Below are 19830 nucleotides of genomic sequence, written 5' to 3' on the forward strand. Positions count from 1 at the left end.
GTGCGGGAAACCCTCTCAATTCCGGTTGGGCGGACAAGCTCCGATCTTCTTACCGTCGTTGCCGATCCGGGAACGGCGTTCGTCCCCGCCAGCTCATCGAGCGGCTCGGGCTGACTCCACCGGATGAAGATGACGGCCGCCCGGGACCCCCCGGCCCGGGCGGTTTTCACCTTGATTCGTTTGAAAGTTCAGCCACGAAGCCTCCGAATTCGTGGTAAAACGCAGGCACTGTGTGAGCTAGATAACAATCGACGCATCAATCGTCACGATCAGATCGTAGCCGCGTCTGAGCACCAGAGCTCTTGTTCAGGTAGTGCGGATCTGGCCGCAAATGCGGGAATCGGTGGGCGTGGAAATGGCTAAAGCACTTGCTGGGCAACGACGAACGGCAGCGACGCAGGCAGCTGCGCTCATCGCCACGATGGCCATGGCGTTCGGCGTCGCATTTGTCAGCGCTGGTCCAGCGTTCGCGGCCACTCTCGGCCTGACGGTGTCGCGTCTGACGTCTGGCACCGCTGCGGCCGATCCGGTCGGTGGCGCCCCGAACAACTGCGTGGCACAGACCGCAGGTTCGCCCACCCACACCGCTGGCTGCGATACATCGGTCGCTGGCACCGATCAGATCTTGCGCGTTCGGGACACTGCAACCGCGCGGTTTACCTACTCGGTCTCAGCTGCCGACACCAACATTAGAATCGTGGGCACCTTGCCCCTGGCGGCAGACGGTCAGCCTGCGGCGGTCTGGGGAGCGCTGCCAGCGGCGTGCGGGGCTGGTTCCACCGGTGCTACAACTCGATCCTTCACCTGCGTCGTTCCGAATACCACGGCCAATGTGGTGGGTGCGGTCGACGTTCCGTTGATCCTGACCACAGACAGCGCGGACGGCGCCGCGGTCAGTGCGTCTGGCACGGTCAGCAGTGCGACGTCGGCAGCCGTTGCCGGATCGACCAGCGCGGACTACGTAGCCTCGAAACGGGCCGACTCGAAATTTGACCTCAGCGTCGGCGGCGATGGGACCGTCCCCTATAAATCAGCGGACGGCCTGACGCCAGGGGTGGCTTCGTTCTTCCTCGCCACCGTGGCCTTTCGTGGTGGCGTCGGCGACGGAACTCTCGGCCAACCGGTGAACATGGCGCTCAGCCTGGCGAGCCTCCCCGCGGGCTCGCAGCTTCTGAACTGGGGAGACTGGGGCACCGGCTGTGGCGGCAACCGAAATCCCTCAGCGACCGGCAATCCCGGTTATGGAAACTTGGTACCCGGCAACGGCGGAATCCTGGCGACAACTGCGACCTGTTCGCTCACCGGCTCGACGGTCAACTACTCGGCGATGGTCCTGCCTGATGCCACAAGCCTGGGCGGAAACCTGGGTGCCGTGTGGCTAGCTGTATGGACGCCGCTGAGCAGTTTGCCCACCGGCGCCTCGAACCTCACCGTGGTGGGGGCGCCGTTCACCGGCCCGCTTGCCGGCGGTGGAGTGAACTATCCCGGGGCCGGAGAACCAGGGCCGAACAACACTGGTAGTCAGAGCGTCAATAAGAACATCGTGCCAACCGAGTCAAAGATCATCACAGCAGCAGACGTTGCCAATCCGGTCGCTACAGGGTCGACGATTGGCGGCGGGAATTCGGGCGTGATCGCGATCGCCAGCGGAGCGATCACCACAGCAACCCTGGACCTCGGCAACAACGGGACACAGCCGTGGCCTGGCGCCGCGGTATGTGAGAAGTGGGACCCGTCGACGACCAACGTGATGCCGTGGCCGTCCGGCCAGATCGTCACAGCCGTTACGAGTGGCATTGCCGCGCCGCAACCCGCCCAGTACGGTGCGCACACGGTAGGAACGGGTTACAACAACACCAACAACTTCACGATGGCACCTAGCGCGTACACGGTCGAGTACGGCGTCACAGACTGGTCAGCTGCGTCGCCGCAAAGTGAAACCACGATGCGTGCGGCGTCTTGTTCTGACGCGACGGGAACCTGGTACACGTCGTTGACCGATCCCGCGCTGCTCTCGCTGGCCGCGAGCCGGGGACTTACCGTCGACCAGATCGTGTCGAAGGTTCGCGTCACGCTGCTTGCCCCGCTTGATCCCGGCCAATCGGTCGCCTTCAAGTTCCGTTTCCAGACGCGCAGCACCTTCCGACCCGATGGCACGCCGACAGCTGGCCAAGCCTTACCGCCTGGCTCCACGCTGCCGGATTCGCCGGCGTTCATACCACCCGGGGCGACTGCCTGGACTCCGGACTGGACCGGTGGCGTGAACCCGCGCTGGGTCATCCCGATACCGGCCACGGGCGTCGTCGCCACCCCAAGCAAGACCGGGAGCGCCGGCAACCTCTCAGTTGGGACGCAAGAGACCTTCACGCTCGGCGGCGGCATGGTCATCAACGCCGACGTCGCCGCGAATCAGACTTTCCGTTATTACGATCGGCTGCCCGCACAGTTCGCCTATGTCGCCGGCTCCGCGACACCCGCTCCGTCGGCTGTCATTTCCGAAGCCGACGGTTCAACGTTACTGGTGTGGGACTTCACCGCTGTTTACCCCGGTAACAGCACGCAATTCGCACTGCCTACCGCAACGTACAAGGCGACTCTGGACGTACTGACGCCGGACGCAACCCTGATGTTGAACCAAGTCGTCCTCGATGTGCGTAAGAGCGACGGCACCCAGGTCGACGCCCGACCGGTTATGGCGGGTGGCGCGAGCTGTGAGGCCGCAGGTAAATCGAACGGATACTCGGTGCCGGCGACCACGACGGTCTCGGCGCCCGAGCAAGCGTTTTTTCCGCTCAATCCCGCGGCAGCAGGCTGTACCGGCACTGCTCGTTACGCCGCGGTTCAGATCCGCGCGGTCAACCCCCTGCTCCTCGGCGTGGCAAAGACACCGTTGCGTGCTGTGGTCCAGGTCAACGAGGCGGACAGCACTGCCACACCGGTCGGCTACAACCTCACGTACGTCAATCCCTCGTCCAGCGCTCGACCGTCGACCGATCTGATTGACCTGTTCGCGTTCAACGGCGATGGCCGTACGCCGGCTTCGGTGATTCACGGCAGCTCGTCGCTCACGTCGATCACCACCGACGATGCGCTTTCGACCGTGCCGAACGCCTTGCCTATCAGCGCGCGGGACCTGACCACGCCTCGTTCCGGATCGACGTTCTATTACACGAGCGCAGCACCGGCATCGATCAGCTCCGATCCGGACGCGGCCTCGAATCTCGTGGGCGGCGCGACACGATGGTGTCTAGCCTCCCAGTTCGGTACAGCTGGTTGTCCTGCCACCATCGGGGCGACAACCGCCGTGCGCGACATCTCGGGAACCTTGGCATCGGCGGCGAGCCACACTCTGCGTTTAGGTTTCGCGATGGTGGGAAATGCCAACAACGACACCTATTCAAACGCTGCGACCGTGCGCGCGCCCGATCTGACCTCGGCTGCCGTGAGCGCCCCGGCGTCGTTCAAAGCCGCCGGCTCGACGATCAACGGGACTCTCTGGACCGACGTCAACGGCGACGGCGTCGTGAATGCGGGCGAGACCGGCCGCTTGGCGGGCGTCGGGGTAGCGCTCAAGAACTCGAGCGGTACTGTCGTCGCGACGGCGGTCACGAACGCCGCCGGCGTCTACACATTTCCCGATCAGGCCGCTGGCAGTTACACGGTGGCGATCGACACCGGCAACGGCCCGACGTCTGTTCGGACGCTATTCCCGGCCTATGCCGCCACCTTTGACCCGGACAGTGGCACAACCGTGCCGGACGAGTCCTCGGTAGTTACCGTAACAACAACACCGCAGACGCTTTCAGCGAATTTCGGTTATGCAACGTCATCTCTCGCCGGTCGGGTCTTCAACGATCTCAACAAGAACGGCGCGGTAAACGTAGGAGAAGTCGGCCTGGGCGGGGTGACCGTAACACTGACCGGAACGAACGACCTCGGCCAGCCCGTGTCGCTGACGACAACCACCGCCGCGACCGGCAACTTCAGCTTCGGCCCGCTGCGCCCAGGGACGTACTCGGTGACACCCCAGGTCGCGGCCGGTTTCGTAGCTGGAGCATCTACGGCGGGTACGGCCGGCGGGGTCGGTGCAACTGGGGTCGTCAGCGCGATCACCCTTCCGGTAGCCACCAATACCACCGGTTACCTTTTCGCCCAGTTCACCTCAGCGCCTGCTCTGACGATTACCAAATCGGTGAACCCGGCGCAGGCCCATCCGGGCGATCCAGTTACGTACACGGTGAATGTCACTAACAGCGGCGACATTGCGCTGACAAACGTCGTCGTCACCGATCCCTTGGTGCCGGGGTGTTCGGCGAATATCGGCAGTCTGGCTGTTGGTGCTGTCGCGACCCCTATTACCTGCAACTCGACGGCACCCGCTGATGACATCACCAACATCGTGAACGTCAATGCCGACGCTCCTGGCGGCAAGACCGCATCAGCAACTGCGTCGGCGACGTTAGACGTCATTCATCCGGCCATCACCATCACCAAGGTTGCGACGCTTGCGCAGGCCCGACCAGGCGACACCGTGACGTTCACGATCACGGTGAAGAACTCCGGCGATGTCCCACTGACCTCGGTGTTGGTGACCGATCCGATTGCGCCCTCCTGTGGGCGTACCTTGGCCTCGCCGCTCGCGCCGAATGGCACGGCCACGTATACGTGTTCGATGGTGGCAGGGGCGACCGACTTCACCAACACTGCCACCGCGGGGGGCGTCGATCCGGTCGGTGTCGCCGCGATGGCGAGCGCGACTGCGGCCGTCGACGTCATTCACCCGGCGCTAGCGATTACCAAGGTGGCAGCGCAGACGCAGGCCCGGCCGGGCGACACCGTCGACTTCACGATCTCGGTTTCGAATACCGGCGACGTGCCGTTGGCGGCGGTGTCGGTCAGCGATCCGATCGCAGCGAGTTGCGCGCAGGCGATTGCGTCGCCGCTGGCCCCGAATGTGACGTCGACCTATCAGTGTTCGATGACGGCCGGCGCAGCTGACTTCACAAATACGGCCACGGCGACGGGCACCGATCCGCTGGGCAACGCCGTCAACGCGAGTGCATCGGCACCGATCGATGTCATCCACCCTGCGGTGACCATCACCAAGGTGGCAGCGCAATCGCAGGTGAGGCAAGGTGACACGGTCACGTTTACGATCACCGTGACGAATACCGGTGACGTGCCGTTGGCGGCAGTGTCGGTCAGTGATCCGACCGCGGCGGCCTGCGTGCAGGCGATCACGTCGCCGCTCAACCCAGGCGCATCCTCCGCCTACCAGTGCTCGATGACCGCTGGGTCGGTCGACTTCACGAACACGGCCGTTGTCAGTAGCACCGATCCACTCGGCAACATAGTGACAGCGGCGGCCGCGGCGGCCATCCAGGTGATTCACCCAGGGATCGTCATAACCAAGGTCGCCACGCAACCGCAGGCGCGCCCGGGTGACACCGTGAACTTCACGATCACCGTGACGAACACCGGTGACGCGCCCCTGACCGCGGTCGCGGTGACGGACCCTACGGCTGCGGATTGCGCCCGAACCATTCCAAGCCCACTTGGCCCGAATCAAACATCGAGCTACCAGTGTTCGATGACGGCCGGTTCGGTTGATTTCGTCAACACAGCAACGGCTACAGCGACGGATCCAACCGGACACGCTGTAACCGACAGCGCGGGCGCACCGATCGACGTGATTCACCCGGCAATCACGATCGCGAAAGCTGTCTCGCCCGCTGATGCCCAGGCGGGCGACCCGGTGACCTACACGATCACGGTCACGAATTCCGGCGATGTGCCACTCACCAACATTGCCGTCACCGATCCGCTGGTCAGCGCCTGTGCCCGATCCGGTCTGTCGTTGGCAGCAGCGCAATCACAGAGTTGGACGTGTCCCTTCACAGCGCCCAGCAATAGCTTCACGAATACTGCAACCGCGACTGCGCAGGCTCCGTTCGGTCCGGACGTGAACGATTCAGCCAGCGCGCAATTGGTTGTTGATCATCCGCAAATCGCGATCACCAAGACTGCGGACGTCGTTCAGGCGCGATTCGGTGACCCTGTGACCTTCACGATCACAGTGACGAACACAGGCGACGTAGCGTTGGCAGCAGTGGTCGTCGACCCGTCCTTCAGCGCGTGTTCTCGCAATGTCGGTGCGCTTGCCGTTGGCGGTCACGCCACCTACACCTGCACGATCGCTGCCCCACTGACTTCGTTGACCAACACGGCGGTTGCGACCGGGACGCCGCCGTCAGGGCCGGCGGTCAAGGCCACCGATTCCGTTAGCGTGCAGGTGATTCATCCGGCCATCACCATCACCAAGGTTGCCGCGGCGCCTCGGGCCCGGGTTGGCGACTCGATCGATTTCACGATCACTGTTACGAACACCGGTGATGTGGCCCTGGATTCGGTAGACGTCGCCGATGCGCTTGCCGCCGACTGCGTAAAGAGCCTGGGCACCCTCCAGCCGGGCCAGCAGGTCAGTTATCACTGCAGCATGTCGGCCATGGCCGACGACTTCACTAACGTGGCCAGTGTGACGGGGCTGGATCCCACTTTGAACCCGATCACAGAGCGGGCAGCTGCTGCAATTGACGTGATCCACCCAAGCGTGTCCATCACCGGGGTGGCCCTGCCGGGCAATGTCGTACGTCCGGGCGATCGGATTACCTATCGCATGACGGTCACCAACACTGGCGATACCGCGCTGACTGGCACAAAGGTCGTCGATCCCTCGCTGGCAGCGTGCGACCACAATCTGCCGGATCCGTTCGCACCGGGTGCCACGGTTGTCTACACCTGCTCAACGACCGCACCCGCCGCTGACACGACTAACCACGCGACTGTTACCGGTGACCCCAGTGTCGGGCCGCCAGTCAGCGCGGCAACTGCGATCGCTCTCGATGTCGTTCACCCGGCGATCGCAATGAGCAAACAGGCGAACTCCAAGCGGGTGACCGCCGGCGGATCGATCATGTACACCATTACCGTCCGCAACACCGGCGACACTGATCTCGCGAATGCGCGGGTGCACGACCCCACCGCCCATGCCTGCGACCACACGTTCCTGACGCTTAAAGCGGGCGCGGCCGCGAGCTATACCTGCATCGTGACCGCTCCGGACGCCGATTACACAAACACCGCCACGGTCACCGCGCTGCCAACTGTTTCATGCTCCAGCGCCGTCGTAACGAGCGTCGCGAACGTCCGCGTCGCCAGCACTCTGAGGACGGAGGCAGCGTGCGGTAACCGCATCGCCGGCGCATCGCTGACCGCAAGCGCCAGCGCCAGCGTGAAGGTCGACCCGGTAACAGTTGCGCCGCTGACAGACCCAGGGCAATCCGTTGACGCGGATCTGATCGACACCGGTCGACCAGGACCAAGCCGTGGACCCAACGCGGTAGTCATCAGTGCAGGAATTGGTCTGGTGCTCGCGGGCCTCGCTTCGTTGCTGCTGTTCGCGCGCCGACGCCTTCACGGCAGGGGCGGCGTCAACGTTGATGGCTGACCCTGCCGCCGGTCGTGAAGACCAGCAGCCGACCAGTCGCTGGCCCGGTTGGGTCGGCTGGGTGATCTGCGCCGTCGTGACCGTGGCGCTGTTGGCGACTGGTGTCGGCCTGATCGCCGACGGCGCGCGAACGCACCGAGCCCATGCAGCGCCCTTGCCGACTCGAACGTTCCGGGTGGATCCAGCGGCGATTACACCGCTGCCCGCAAGCGCCGCGGCCGCTCTCGACGACGCGTTGCCGGTGGACGGCTGTGCGTCCTTGTCGACACATTCTCCGGCTGGTGTCACGAGTCGAATTCTTGTGCCCGCCGTATGCATCGATGCGCCGATCGTCCGAACCACGGTGGCGGACAGACAGCTGATCATTCCTGGTGACGTACACCAGGTCGGGTTGTGGGATCAGGGCGCTCCGCTGGTATCAACGACGGGGACGACTTTGCTCGCGGGCCACGTCGACTTCGTCGGTCAAGGCAACGGTGCCTTGCACGTGTTATCGGTAGTTCGGGCCGGTGATGTCATCTACCTCTCGGGATCGGCCACATCGCACACTCGCTGGCGGGTGATCGCGCTGGAGACAGCCGAGAAGGCTGCGTTACCGGCGGCGGTGTTCGCTGGACCGTCCGGACCGCGAAGGCTCGTGGTCGTGACGTGCGGTGGCCCGATCGAGCACCTCGCGGACGGCACCTCGACGTATCGCGACAACGTCATCGTGACTGCCGTCCCGGGCTAAGGCCACTGCTACCTCCATCGGCGCCCGTCCCGGCGCCCGCCCGAGTGCCGACCACCCCGCGCCGCCCGTCTCGAGGTTGGTATCCGGGCGGGTCGTCTAGGCGGCCCCGTTGTATACGGCTTCGGAGTGGGACGCGCGGCGGAGGTCCGGATAGTGGTCAGTTGCTGTAAATCCTGGTCGGCGACACGAGGACAACCGTGCGGCGCTGCTCGGCCATCACCCTGTCGTACTCGGCCCAGTTGTCGTGGGTGCCGCCCGCCGCAGTGAACACCGCACGCAACATCAGCCGCAGGGCCTCGGAATCCACCTCAGCGTTCGCGTCATCCGGACCGATGAGTTCTGCATCGCCCTCGACGGTGGCCCACTGCCACCCCGAACGAAAGGCCACCGCTAGGCGCGGACGCGCGCGCAGGTTCGCCAGCTTCACCTTGCCGTAGGTGACAAAGGCGACGACGTCCTCACCGGTAAGCGGGTGCGGCATGACACCAGCGTTCACGAGCGAACTTTGAATCGAGCCGTCTGCCCGAAGGGTCGAAATCACCGCCAGGCCTTGTTCCTTCGAGCCGAGTTCGGCAACGTCACCAAGCGTCGTCATGTGATGCTCCTCTGGCCAGATTCAGGGTGCGCCTTCGACCAGTATCAGCCGTCCCGCAACCGGCTCGACCGCCGGAACCTCGATGTGGAACCTCGACGCGCAACCTCTAGGAAACAGCTCGATATGAGCGGTATGAGAGCGTGTCCAGATGACTTGGACAGCCCCTGACGTCACCAGAACCGACGAGTTGTACGCGGCCGATGAGCGGACAATGCTGGAAGGCATTCTGGAGCGGCAACGTACGACCTTGCTGTGGAAATGTGCCGGACTGACCGGCGACGAGTTGGCCCTCCGGGCGGTACCGCCGTCGAATCTCTCGTTGCTTGGCCTCGTGAGGCACTTGGCCGACGCCGAACGAGCATGGTTTAGACGCAGACTTCACAGCCAAGACCTTCCTGAGGTATATGCACGCGCAGATCGGCCGAACGCCGCTTTCGAAGAAGCGACCGCCGAAGGCGCCGAACACGATTTTGCGACCCTTGCCAAGGAATGGGAATTTGCCCGCGAGGCGGCTGCGGCTGCCGTGCTGACCGACGGGTTCATCCACGAGGAGGTCGGGCAGATCTCGCTGCGGTGGATCTACAACCACATGATCGAGGAGTACGCACGGCACAACGGCCACGCGGACCTGATCAGAGAGTGCATCGATGGCGAAACTGGCGAGTAAGGCAGAGCGGAGACCATGTCGCAGAGCAGAGACCATGGAGCAAGCGAAGCAAAAGACAAAGGGCCTTCTATCGCCGATTTCTCGGCGACCGAAGGCCCTGAGGCTGTCTCAACCAGCGTGGGCAAGGGGGGAGTTGAACCCCCACGTCCTTACGGACACACGGACCTGAACCGTGCGCGTCTGCCATTCCGCCACTTGCCCGGGGCGTCTCGAAAAGACGACACAGATTAGCACGACACCTAGGACGCGCTTGGCGGTCTCCACAGGCGGCGCAGATACCATCAACCTCACGTCCCGCCTCAGATCCACGGACCGGGACGCGAAAAGGCTGCCACAACGCAGCCGCCGCACAGCCGGAGTACAAGCACCAAATGCCCATCAACCGGCCGCTGGACGAGGGGAGCGAGGGCCACCCGGGCCCGAAAACGGCACGGCAAAGGCAGCGAAACACCGAAGGTAGTGCGATATTCAGCGGCACGACCAGGTGAAGCAGTCCGGCAACACGATCAGAGCTATGCAGAAGTCAGAGCTACACAGAAGCTAGAAGAGGGAGGACGAGACCATGAGCCTGGGACAGCGCTTTGAGCGCCGCCTGGAAGGTATGGTCGGCTCGGCCTTCGCTCGGGTTTTCAAGGGTCAGGTCGAACCAGTCGAGATTGGTACCGCCCTGCAGCGCGAGGCCTCTGACAAGAAGGCCGTGATGGGCTCAGGTCAGGTCCTGGTGCCCAACCGCTACCGAGTCACGCTGGGTGATTCAGATTACGAGCGACTCGCTCCCTGGGAGGCTCAGCTGACCACGTCGCTCGCCGAGCTCGTCCAGGAACATCTCGACTCGAATGGTTTGCAGACCATCGGCGACATCGAGGTCTATCTCGCACGCGATGCGGCACTGCACACCGGTGTCTTCGGCGTCGCGTCCCGGATGGAGCCCCAGGCGCCCCCGCGCCGTCGGCCGTACGACTCCATGTCCATGCCCGTCGTGCCTGGGCATATCGGCGAGTACGTCGAGCCCTACGGCTCGGCCCCGATCGGCTATCCGGCAAGCGCACCGCCCGCGTATGCGCCACCGGCGCCCCCGCTGTATGAGCCGACCGGTTACCAGGCGAATCCGCCGCCACCTGCGCAGCCGGTGTACCAGGCTCCGGTACCAGAGCCACCACGCCGGCCGGCCTTCAGAGCGCACATCATCGTCGACGACACGTCGGAAACGCACGTCCTGCGACCCGGCAGCAACATCATCGGCCGTGGTCAGGACACCGATCTGCAACTGCTCGACCAAGGGGTTTCCCGGCGGCACATCGACCTGCACCTCGGCGATGGACGGGCCGTACTCTACGACCTGGGCTCGACCAACGGCACCTCGGTGAACGGCCATTCGGTGCAGAGTCAGCAGCTTCAACACGGCGATGTGATCCGAGTGGGCCACACCAGACTGGTGTTCCAGCAGGACGGCTCATGACCTCACCGCTGGCGATTCAGCTCATGCGGTTTGCCTTTCTCGCCCTGCTTTGGCTATTTATCTACGGCATGGTGCGGGTCATCCGCACCGAACTTCGAACTTCGAGCGCCCCGCGGGTGGCGCCGGTGGGCAAACCTCGTCGTTCCAAGCGTGCAGGCGTGAGCGAGCCCCGTCCGGCCCGGGGCGCACTGTCTCAACTCGTGGTCGTCGAGGGCAGCCTCGCGGGCACCCGCGTCGCCCTCACCGGCAAACCGATCTTCATCGGACGGGCCAACGATTCGACCTTGGTGCTCACCGATGACTACTCATCGACTCGGCACGCCCGCATCAGCGAGACGAACGGAGTCTGGTACCTCGAGGACCTCGGCTCTACCAATGGCACCTACGTCGGGCAGTCCAAAGTCGACGGCCCCGTCCCGCTAGAGGCAGGCGTAGCGATCCGTATCGGCAAGACCGTCATGGAATTGCGATGACCGGATGACCTTGACGCTCAAGTATGCGGTCCGATCCGATCGCGGACTGGTGCGCAACAACAACGAGGACTCTGTGTACGCCGGGCCTCGGTTGCTGGCGATCGCGGACGGTATGGGTGGTCACGCCGCAGGCGAGGTCGCCTCGAAGATCGTGATCGGCACCATCGAGCCGCTCGACGAAGATCGCCCGATGGCTGACATGATCGGCACTCTCCGTGATGCCGTCGCCAACGCGAACGCTGCGCTGGCGGACTCGGTCGAGCACGATGCCGAGCTCGAGGGCATGGGGACGACCCTGACTGCCATCAGGTTTGCCGGTACCCGGATGGCGCTGGTGCACGTCGGCGACTCTCGTGCGTACCTGGTCCGCAATGGCCAGCTGAGCCAGATCACGCACGATGACACCTACGTGCAGTCGCTCGTCGACTCCGGCAAATTGACGCTGGAGGAGGCCTCGCATCATCCACGCAAGTCGGTAATTCTGCGCGCGCTGACCGGAGCCGAGGTAGAGCCGGACATCTCGATTCGCGAGGCTCGAAAGGGCGATCGCTACCTGTTGTGCAGCGACGGCCTGAGCGACGTCGTCACCTCGGCCACCTTGCTGGAGACGCTGCTCGAAGGCACACCCCAGGGCTGCGCCGACCGACTCATCGAACTGGCCCTTCGCGGCGGCGGCCCCGACAACGTCACCTGCATTGTCGCCGATGTCGTCGACGAGACCGACGGTGACGACGTACCGGTGATCGGCGGTGCAGTGGTCGATCCCGCTCTTGCCGTTGATTCGACAGAGGATTCGCCGGCTTCCAGAGCAGCGAAGATCGGTCGCGAAGATCGCCCGCCCGTAGTGGTCGCGCCGGCCCGGCGCTACCGAAGGCGCATCGTCATCGGCGCGTTGGTGGTAATCGGCATCGTGGCCGCGGCGACTGCCGGTTGGAAATGGACCCAATCTCAGTATTTTGTGGGCAAGGACGGCTCAGAGGTGGCCCTGTTCCGTGGTGTCAACACGGAGTTCGGCCCGATCAGCTTGTACTCGGTCGTCGAGAACAGCGCCCTCCGCCTTGATGATCTGACCCCCGCCGCCCGTGGCCAGGTCAACAATGGCATCACGGCCCGCAGCCGCAGTGACGGCGAACAGATCCTCAACCGCCTGCGGGACGACCTGCTGCCGCTTTGCCCGACGGTTACGCCCACGCCGTCGGTCACACCGACTCCGACAGCCAAGCGGACCACACCGCATGCGGGCACCGTCCCCGCGAAGACGGTGCCCGCGAAGACCGTGCCTGCGAAGAGCTTGCCTGCGAGGAGCGTGGCAGCGAAGACAACTGCGAAGGCCACGCCGACCCGATCAAGCGCCCCGCCAACGCTCGACGTGCCGTCGCCGACCTCGTCGGACGGGTGTCGCTGATGACCGTCTCGCATCGACTGCCCACCCGGCGAAACACCGAACTTCTGTACGTTCTGTTCGCATCGTTCATCGTGGCGTGCGCAGAAGCGGTAGTGGAAGTAACTCGCGACAACACGATCACGCCGCACGTTGCCACCTACTCCGGCGTCACTCTCGCCATCGGGCTGTGCTGCCACATCGTCATTCGCCGCACCGCCCGCTACGCAGATCCGTTGTTGTTGCCGTGCGCGGTGTTCCTGGTCGGACTGGGTCTCGTAATGATCCACCGTCTCGACCTCGGTTTGGCCGAACAGGCAAAGGAAAGCGGTGACACCTACAGCGGCGTCGCCGCGGCGAGCCAAGTCGTGTGGGCATTCGTCGGCCTCGCGGTGTTCTTGGGTGTGCTCTATCTGGTCCGTGACCATCGGGTCCTTGCCAGGTACGCCTATACCTTTGCCCTCGTCGGGTTGTTCCTGTTGCTGCTTCCCGCCGTGTTGCCTGCCCGATTCAGCGAGGTCAACGGGGCCCGGATCTGGATTCGGGTCGCCGGTTTCTCCATCCAGCCCGGCGAGATCTCAAAACTGTGCCTGACCGTCTTCGCGGCGGCCTATCTCGTCTCGAAGCGAGATGTGCTGTCGCTGGCCGGCCGGCGAATCGCAGGCATCGACCTTCCACGTGGCCGCGACTTCGGACCTCTGGTGGTTGCCTGGTTGGTGAGTATCGGGGTGCTGGTACGTAATCACGATCTCGGTACTTCATTGATGTTCTTCGGGCTCTTCGTGGTGCTGATCTACGTCGCTACCGAACGGGTCAGCTGGGTCATCATCGGCTTCGTACTGTTCGTGGGCGGCTGCTTCGCTTCATATCAACTGTTCGACACCGTGAAACAGCGCGTCGACGTGTGGCTGCACGTCTTCAATTTCATGCAGAACCAGGGTTATCAGCTCAGTCAATCGCTGTTCGGGCTGGGAACCGGCGGCCTGTTCGGCGCCGGGCTAGGCGGCGGTCGCCCCGACCTGGTTCCGGTGGCGAAGTCCGACTTCATCCTCTCCTCGTTCGGTGAGGAACTCGGACTGTTCGGACTCGTTGCCATCCTGGCGGTCTACGCAATCTTCATCTCCAGGGGATTCGCCGCCGCCCTGTCGGTCCGGGACTCGTTCGGCAAGCTGCTCGTCACCGGTATCGCGTTCTCGTTCGGTCTTCAGTTGTTCGTCGTTGCCGGTGGGATCTCCAGGCTGTTGCCAGAGACCGGCTTGACGACACCGTTCCTCTCCTACGGCGGCTCGTCGTTGGTCGCCAACTTTGCGCTGCTCGCGCTGCTGATCAGGGTGTCCGACGCCGGGCGCCGACCGCCGACCACGCCACCGTCTGCGGTGACCACTGAGAGCGGTCCGGTGCCCGTCACTGAATCGGCACCGCTCGTTGAGAAAGGTGCGCAAGCGTGAACCGCCAGATCCGCCGGGTGACCATTTTCGTGGGCGTCCTGCTGCTCGCAGTCGTCTTGAACCTCAACTGGGTTCAGGTCATCCACGGCTCGAACTACCGCGACAATGCCGCCAACCAGCGGGTGCTGCTGGACGAGTACAAGCGCCAGCGCGGTTCGATCATCTTGCAAGGATCGGGGACTCCCATCGCGGAATCGGTGGCCACCAAGGACGCGCTGATGTACCTGCGCCAATACTCCAATGGGCCCCTCTATGCACCGGTCACCGGCTTCAACTCGCTCTACTACGGCCAGACCCAAATCGAGAGCGCCGAAGACTCGGTGCTGTCCGGTAACGATGATCGCCTTTTCGTACAGCGCCTCACCAACCTCATAACCGGCCGCGATCCGCGCGGCGGCAACGTTCTGCTGACGATCAACAAGCAGGCCCAGGCTGCCGCCTTTCAGGCGATGGGCAACCGGCGGGGCGCTGTCGTGGCCATGGACCCGACAACCGGGGCGATCCTGGCAGCGGTGAGTACGCCGTCCTTTGACCCGAACAAACTCAGCTCACACTCGGCCGACAGCATCAAGCAGGCCTACAACGCCTACATCAACGACAAGTCCGATCCGCTCGCGAACCGCGCGTTCACCGAGACCTACCCGCCGGGTTCGGTGTTCAAGGTCGTGGTTTCGGCCGCCGCACTCAAGGCAGGCAAGACGCCGTCCAGCAAGATTCCGGCGGTCAATTCCCTGACGCTGCCCGGTACGACTACGCAGCTTCGGAACTTCGACGGCGAACAGTGCGCTGACGGTAAAACCGACACCCTCGAGCACGCGCTGGAAATCTCGTGCAACACCGCGTTCGCGCAGTTGGGTATGGATCTCGGCACCGACGCGATCCGCCAGGAAGCGGCCTTGTTCGGTATCGACGACAACGATTTCACCGTCCCGGTTCGGGTAGCGGGTTCGACCATCGGGCCGGTCGTCGATCAGGCGGCGTTGGCGCAGACCAGCATCGGTCAACGCGATGTTCGGATCACGCCGCTCGAAGGCGCGATGATCTCGGCGGCCGTGGCAAACGGCGGCAACCTGCAGACGCCTTATCTGGTCGACGAGGAGCAGGGCCCGAACCTGGCCACCTTGAGCCGGACCGATCCGACGACGTTGCACCAGGTGCTGAACCCGACCCAGGCCGCCGAACTCAACCAGATGATGCAGAACGTCGTGAACAACGGAACCGGCACCGCAGCGCAGATACCTGGGATCAAGGTCGCCGGCAAGACGGGTACCGCAGACAACGGTCCGCAGAGGCCCGACGGTAGCTACGTAAACCCGCCACACGCGTGGTTTACCGGCTTTGCGCCTGCTGATAACCCTAAGATCGCGGTGGCGGTGATCATCGAAAACGGCGGCGTAGCCGGTAACGAGACCACCGGTGGACTGGCGGCAGCACCCGTCGCGAAGGCTGTCATGCAGGCCTACCTCAGCTCCATCGGGGTGAAGTGATGATTCTCAGCCACGGGATGACAAGCAGTGAGGGCGGTTCATGACACAGCCACGCCTGGTGGGCGGACGCTACGAGCTCGGGGAGATCCTCGGCTACGGCGGGATGGCCGAAGTCCACCGAGGACGCGACATCCGGCTCGGGCGCGACGTCGCAGTCAAGGTGCTGCGCTCCGACCTTGCCCGTGACCCGTCCTTTCAGAACCGCTTTCGGCGAGAGGCGCAAGCCGCCGCCGGGCTGAATCACCCGTCCATCGTCGCGGTTTACGACACCGGCGAGGACGGCGACCCGAGCGGCATCGACGATTCGGTTTCGCCCTACATCGTGATGGAGTACGTCGAGGGCCGCACGCTGCGAGAGGTTCTGAAGTCCGAGGGCACCCTGCCGGTGCGTCGGGCCATGGAGATCACCGCCGAGATCTGTAATGCCCTTGATTTCTCGCACCGTTCGGGCATCGTGCACCGCGATGTCAAGCCCGGCAACGTCATGATCACGAACTCGGGCGCGGTCAAGGTGATGGACTTCGGCATTGCTCGGGCGATGGCCGACAACGCCGCCACGATGACCGCAACCTCTGCGGTCATCGGCACCGCGCAATATCTGTCGCCGGAGCAGGCCCGCGGCGAATCCGTCGACGCCCGTTCGGATGTCTACTCCACCGGCTGCCTGCTGTACGAGCTGCTGACCGGCCACCCGCCGTTCACGGGGGACTCGCCGGTAGCGGTGGCATACCAGCACGTCCGGGAAAATCCCCGAGTGCCGTCCTCGGCAAACCCGGCAATCCCGCCGGCGCTGGATTCCATCGTCATGAAGGCGTTGGCGAAGAACCCGCTGAATCGGTATCAGACCGCAGGCGAAATGCGCAGTGATCTTCAGCGGGCCATTGCCGGGCAACCGGTCGAGGCGGAGTCGGTCATGACCGACGAGGAGCGAACGCAGCTCATCTCGCGGCCTCCCGTTCCGCCGAACAAACCAGGCGGCCTCACGCCGGTCTACGACGACGAGGACGACCAGCACGGCCGCCGCGGCGCGATCATCTGGACTGCGGTCGTGGTCGCCTTGTTGCTCGTCATCGGCATCGCGGCGTTTGCGTTGCTGCGCGGCAACAACAAGGACAAGGGGCCAACCCTGTTCGCAGTGCCCTCAGTGGTGGGGCTGCTGCCGGCGCAGGCCGAGACCAATATCCGCACGGCCCACCTGACCATCGGCGGCACCGTCCCCAGCAACGGCCCGTGTACGACCAAAGCATCGGGTGCCGTGACCGTCGGTACCGTGTGCACCCAGAACCCGGCCGCGCTCAGTCAGGTGGCCGAAAGCACTGCGGTCTCGTTCACCATCTATGTCGGCCCGCGAGATGTCACCGTGCCGCAGGTGACGAATCTGCAATTCGACGCCGCCCAGGCCGCCATCAACAAGGTCGGCTTGCAGGCGACCCGCATTGACGTCAACTCACCACAACCGGTGGGCATCGTCGTCGCGCAGAACCCGCCAGCGCTGGGTACGGCAAAGCCTGGCACGACGGTGACACTGCAGGTCTCCAACGGCAAGGCGAAGCTCCCGAACGTCCTGCGGCAGAGCTACGACGCTGCGAGGATTGCCTTGCAGCAGGCGGGCTGGATCAACGTCGCACAAGTAACCGCGACAGTGCAGCCTGGGTTCAAGGTCGGCGACGTCATGTCGATGAACCCTGCGCAGGGCGTCTCCGTTCCCTTGAATACGACGATCACCCTGACCGTGGCGACTCCAGCTCCGCTGCCTAAGTGCTCGTCCTCGAGCCCGCCGCCCAGCCCGTCGACCTCGGGTTCGAATTCGACATCGCCCAAGCCGAGCAAGACGCCTACGACCACTCCGGCGTCCACCGCGTCACCGACCTGCACTCCTTAAGCCCGACCGGCACGCCCTAAGCCCGAGCCGACCTCAGGTGGGCAGCGTGATCTCTACCCGCAAGCCCGGCTTGTTGTCGTGCAAAATCGCGGTGCCGCCGTGCGCGGTGACGATCTCTCGAACGATGGCCAGACCGAGGCCGGTGCCGCCCTCGGCCCGTGAGCGAGCCGTGTCGAGCCGGTAGAACCGATCGAACACGCGTTCTCGCTTGTTCGCCGGCACGCCGGGCCCATCGTCGGCCACGCTCAGCACGACGGCGCGACGATCCGAGGACGCGATCCCGCTCGGCGCCGACGTAGTGCGCGCCGAAACGGTCACCTCGCTATGGGCGTACCGGACCCCGTTGTCGATGAGGTTCACCAGGACCCGGTGCAGGCCGTCCCGGTCGCCGATGACCGATGCCATGCTGGTGGCCCGGTCCGGCTCACTCAACGTGACCGCTACTCGCGCGTCGCGATAGCCGGCGACGATCGATGCAGCCAGGTCGGTCACTCGCACTGGAGCGCGGCTGGCGACGGCCCCGCGCTCATCCGAACGGGCTAGCGCGAGCAGGTCATCGATCAGGTTCGCCAGCCGGTCGACGTCGATCAGCGCATCGGAAGTCAGCTCACGCAACTCGTCAGATTCAGCGAACCTGCCGGCAACCTCGAGCTGCAGCCGCAGCGAAGCGATGGGCGAGCGAAGTTCGTGGGCGGCGTCGCCGACGAAGCGGCGCTGTTTCGTCGTTGCCGCATCGAGGCGATCGAGCATGTCGTTCAGGGTGGTGGCCAGCGAATGGATCTCGTCCTCGGCGGTCGGCACGGGCAGGCGCGATCGTGACAGCCCCGCGGCGCTCAGCGCGGCGGCGCCGCGTTGCAATGCCCCGACCGGGCGTAGCGCACGTCCGACGACCCACCAGGTCAGAACCGCCATCAGCAGCACGGCCAGCGGCGCACCGAACAGCAGCGATCGTTCGAGCAGGCGGGAGGAATCAAGCACCCGGCTGTAGTCGGTTGCGACCAGCACGGTTCGCTGAGATGAACCGACATCCGCTTTGACGGCGACGATCCTAAGAGGCCGATCTGAGGAGGCTCGCGCACCGTCGACATTGAGCGGTTTGCCGAGTCGCGCCCGGGACAGCTCACCCGTGGTGAGGATCGAGACGGCCGCATCGGCCCCAGGGGAATTTGCCACGACCCGGTTCTCACCGTCGACGACCTGGATCAGGTCGACGCCACCGCTGCTGGCTAACAGCTGGTCGGGCAGCTTGCCTTGCTGAATCAGAGACGCGATCTGGTTGCCACTCCGCTCGGCTGAGGAATCCAGCGTTCCCAACAGCGAGCGGCCGACCGTAATCAGCAGGGCGAACCCGGCGAGGGTCAGTGCCAGGGTGAAAAGCGTGGTCGCGACTACCGTGATTCGAGCTCGCAACGACCGGCGCCGCCACCAGGCCGCCGGACTGTTGCGTTCACCCACCGTCGACAGCCAACCGATACCCAGCTCCGCGGACGGTTTGAACGGCGTGTCGGTTGAACGGCTGATCGATCTTGCGGCGCAGGTAGCCGACGTACACCTCGATCACGTTCGCGTCCCCTTCGTAGTGGGCGTCCCAGACGTGATGAAGTATGTCGGCCTTGCTCACGGCGTCGCCGGCTCGGCGCATGAGGTATTCCAGCAGCGAGAACTCGCGTGGCGTCAGATCGATGTCGGTGTCACCGCGCCGGACCGCCCGCGCGGCTGGGTCCAGTGTGAGGTCACCGCAGGCGAGAATGGCCGGCCGGGGGCGCACTCCGCGCCGCAGTACGGCCCGCAGCCTGGCCAGCAGGACGACGAACGAGAACGGCTTGACCAGGTAGTCATCGGCGCCCAGGTCGAGCGCGTCAGCCTCGTCGTACTCGCCGTCCTTGGCCGAGAGCACCAGGACCGGGACCCAGTTCTGCTCGGCTCGCAGCGCCTCGATGATCCGGTAACCGGACAGACCGGGCAGCATGATGTCGCAGACGATCGCGTCGTAGGTGTTCTCGCGTGCCAGGTGCAGGCCGTCTGGACCGTTCAGGGCGACCTCGACGGTAAAGCCTTCCGCGACTAGCCCCCGCTGCAAGGCGGTGGCCATCCGTGCTTCGTCCTCGACGATCAGCAGCCGCATGGTGGGAAGACCTCACTGTCCGTTGTTTGTTCATTATTCGCGGGTTCAGTCACCGTTACCAGGTGTGCCGCACCGT

Annotated in this window: 12 protein-coding genes and 1 tRNA gene; 9 read left to right on the forward strand and 4 right to left on the reverse strand. The window is 64.4% G+C overall.

Annotated elements, in window-relative coordinates:
- Nucleotides 1-355 precede the first annotated feature (355 nt).
- Both ACSMXN_RS00375 and ACSMXN_RS00380 read left to right on the forward strand, forming a co-directional pair.
- The gene (locus ACSMXN_RS00375; RefSeq protein WP_051149020.1) at nucleotides 356-7507 is read left to right on the forward strand and encodes a DUF7507 domain-containing protein; all 7152 of its coding nucleotides are present in this window, start codon (nucleotides 356-358) and stop codon (nucleotides 7505-7507) included.
- Nucleotides 7500-8237, forward strand: a complete 738-nt coding sequence (locus ACSMXN_RS00380) for a class F sortase (protein WP_022915045.1) — start codon at nucleotides 7500-7502, stop codon at nucleotides 8235-8237. Before ACSMXN_RS00375 ends, ACSMXN_RS00380 begins: the two co-directional genes overlap by 8 nt.
- Nucleotides 8238-8394: 157 nt before the next feature.
- Here ACSMXN_RS00380 and ACSMXN_RS00385 read toward each other — a convergent pair whose 3' ends face one another.
- On the reverse strand, nucleotides 8395-8832 hold the full coding sequence (locus ACSMXN_RS00385) for a PPOX class F420-dependent oxidoreductase (RefSeq protein WP_022915044.1): 438 nt from the start codon (nucleotides 8830-8832) through the stop codon (nucleotides 8395-8397).
- 148 nt (nucleotides 8833-8980) lie between these two features.
- Between ACSMXN_RS00385 and ACSMXN_RS00390 the strand changes: the two genes are divergently transcribed.
- Nucleotides 8981-9499 carry a DinB family protein gene (locus ACSMXN_RS00390; RefSeq protein WP_022915043.1) on the forward strand — a complete coding sequence of 173 codons (519 nt, stop codon included), beginning with the start codon at nucleotides 8981-8983 and terminating at the stop codon, nucleotides 9497-9499.
- A gap of 118 nt (nucleotides 9500-9617) precedes the next feature.
- On the opposite strand, the gene ACSMXN_RS00395 is transcribed toward ACSMXN_RS00390, so the two are convergent.
- Nucleotides 9618-9700: transfer RNA gene (locus ACSMXN_RS00395), tRNA-Leu, on the reverse strand.
- Between the two features lie 361 nt (nucleotides 9701-10061).
- Here ACSMXN_RS00395 and ACSMXN_RS00400 point away from each other — a divergent pair.
- Genes ACSMXN_RS00400 through pknB form a run of 6 tightly spaced genes read left to right on the forward strand, consistent with a single transcriptional unit; the run spans nucleotide 10062 to nucleotide 17629 of the window.
- The gene (locus ACSMXN_RS00400; protein WP_022915042.1) at nucleotides 10062-10958 is read left to right on the forward strand and encodes a DUF3662 and FHA domain-containing protein; all 897 of its coding nucleotides are present in this window, start codon (nucleotides 10062-10064) and stop codon (nucleotides 10956-10958) included.
- Complete coding sequence (locus ACSMXN_RS00405) at nucleotides 10955-11431, forward strand: FHA domain-containing protein FhaB/FipA (protein ID WP_022915041.1); 477 nt, start codon at nucleotides 10955-10957, stop codon at nucleotides 11429-11431. The genes ACSMXN_RS00400 and ACSMXN_RS00405 overlap by 4 nt, the downstream gene beginning before the upstream one ends.
- A gap of 4 nt (nucleotides 11432-11435) precedes the next feature.
- Nucleotides 11436-12836: a protein phosphatase 2C domain-containing protein gene (locus ACSMXN_RS00410; protein ID WP_022915040.1), complete on the forward strand. Its 1401-nt coding sequence runs from the start codon at nucleotides 11436-11438 to the stop codon at nucleotides 12834-12836.
- On the forward strand, nucleotides 12836-14260 hold the full coding sequence (locus ACSMXN_RS00415) for an FtsW/RodA/SpoVE family cell cycle protein (RefSeq protein WP_051149025.1): 1425 nt from the start codon (nucleotides 12836-12838) through the stop codon (nucleotides 14258-14260). The genes ACSMXN_RS00410 and ACSMXN_RS00415 overlap by 1 nt, the downstream gene beginning before the upstream one ends.
- Complete coding sequence (locus tag ACSMXN_RS00420) at nucleotides 14257-15747, forward strand: penicillin-binding transpeptidase domain-containing protein (RefSeq protein ID WP_022915038.1); 1491 nt, start codon at nucleotides 14257-14259, stop codon at nucleotides 15745-15747. Before ACSMXN_RS00415 ends, ACSMXN_RS00420 begins: the two co-directional genes overlap by 4 nt.
- Before the next feature lie 40 nt (nucleotides 15748-15787).
- Nucleotides 15788-17629 carry a Stk1 family PASTA domain-containing Ser/Thr kinase gene (gene pknB / locus ACSMXN_RS00425; RefSeq protein ID WP_022915037.1) on the forward strand — a complete coding sequence of 614 codons (1842 nt, stop codon included), beginning with the start codon at nucleotides 15788-15790 and terminating at the stop codon, nucleotides 17627-17629.
- A 33-nt stretch (nucleotides 17630-17662) separates the two neighbouring features.
- On the opposite strand, the gene ACSMXN_RS00430 is transcribed toward pknB, so the two are convergent.
- Together ACSMXN_RS00430 and ACSMXN_RS00435 are read right to left on the reverse strand one after the other, a co-directional pair.
- The gene (locus ACSMXN_RS00430) at nucleotides 17663-19084 is read right to left on the reverse strand and encodes an ATP-binding protein (protein WP_022915036.1); all 1422 of its coding nucleotides are present in this window, start codon (nucleotides 19082-19084) and stop codon (nucleotides 17663-17665) included.
- Complete coding sequence (locus ACSMXN_RS00435) at nucleotides 19077-19754, reverse strand: response regulator transcription factor (RefSeq protein ID WP_022915035.1); 678 nt, start codon at nucleotides 19752-19754, stop codon at nucleotides 19077-19079. The genes ACSMXN_RS00430 and ACSMXN_RS00435 overlap by 8 nt, the downstream gene beginning before the upstream one ends.
- Nucleotides 19755-19830 lie beyond the last annotated feature (76 nt).

The organism is Parajatrophihabitans canadensis, assembly GCF_053764775.1.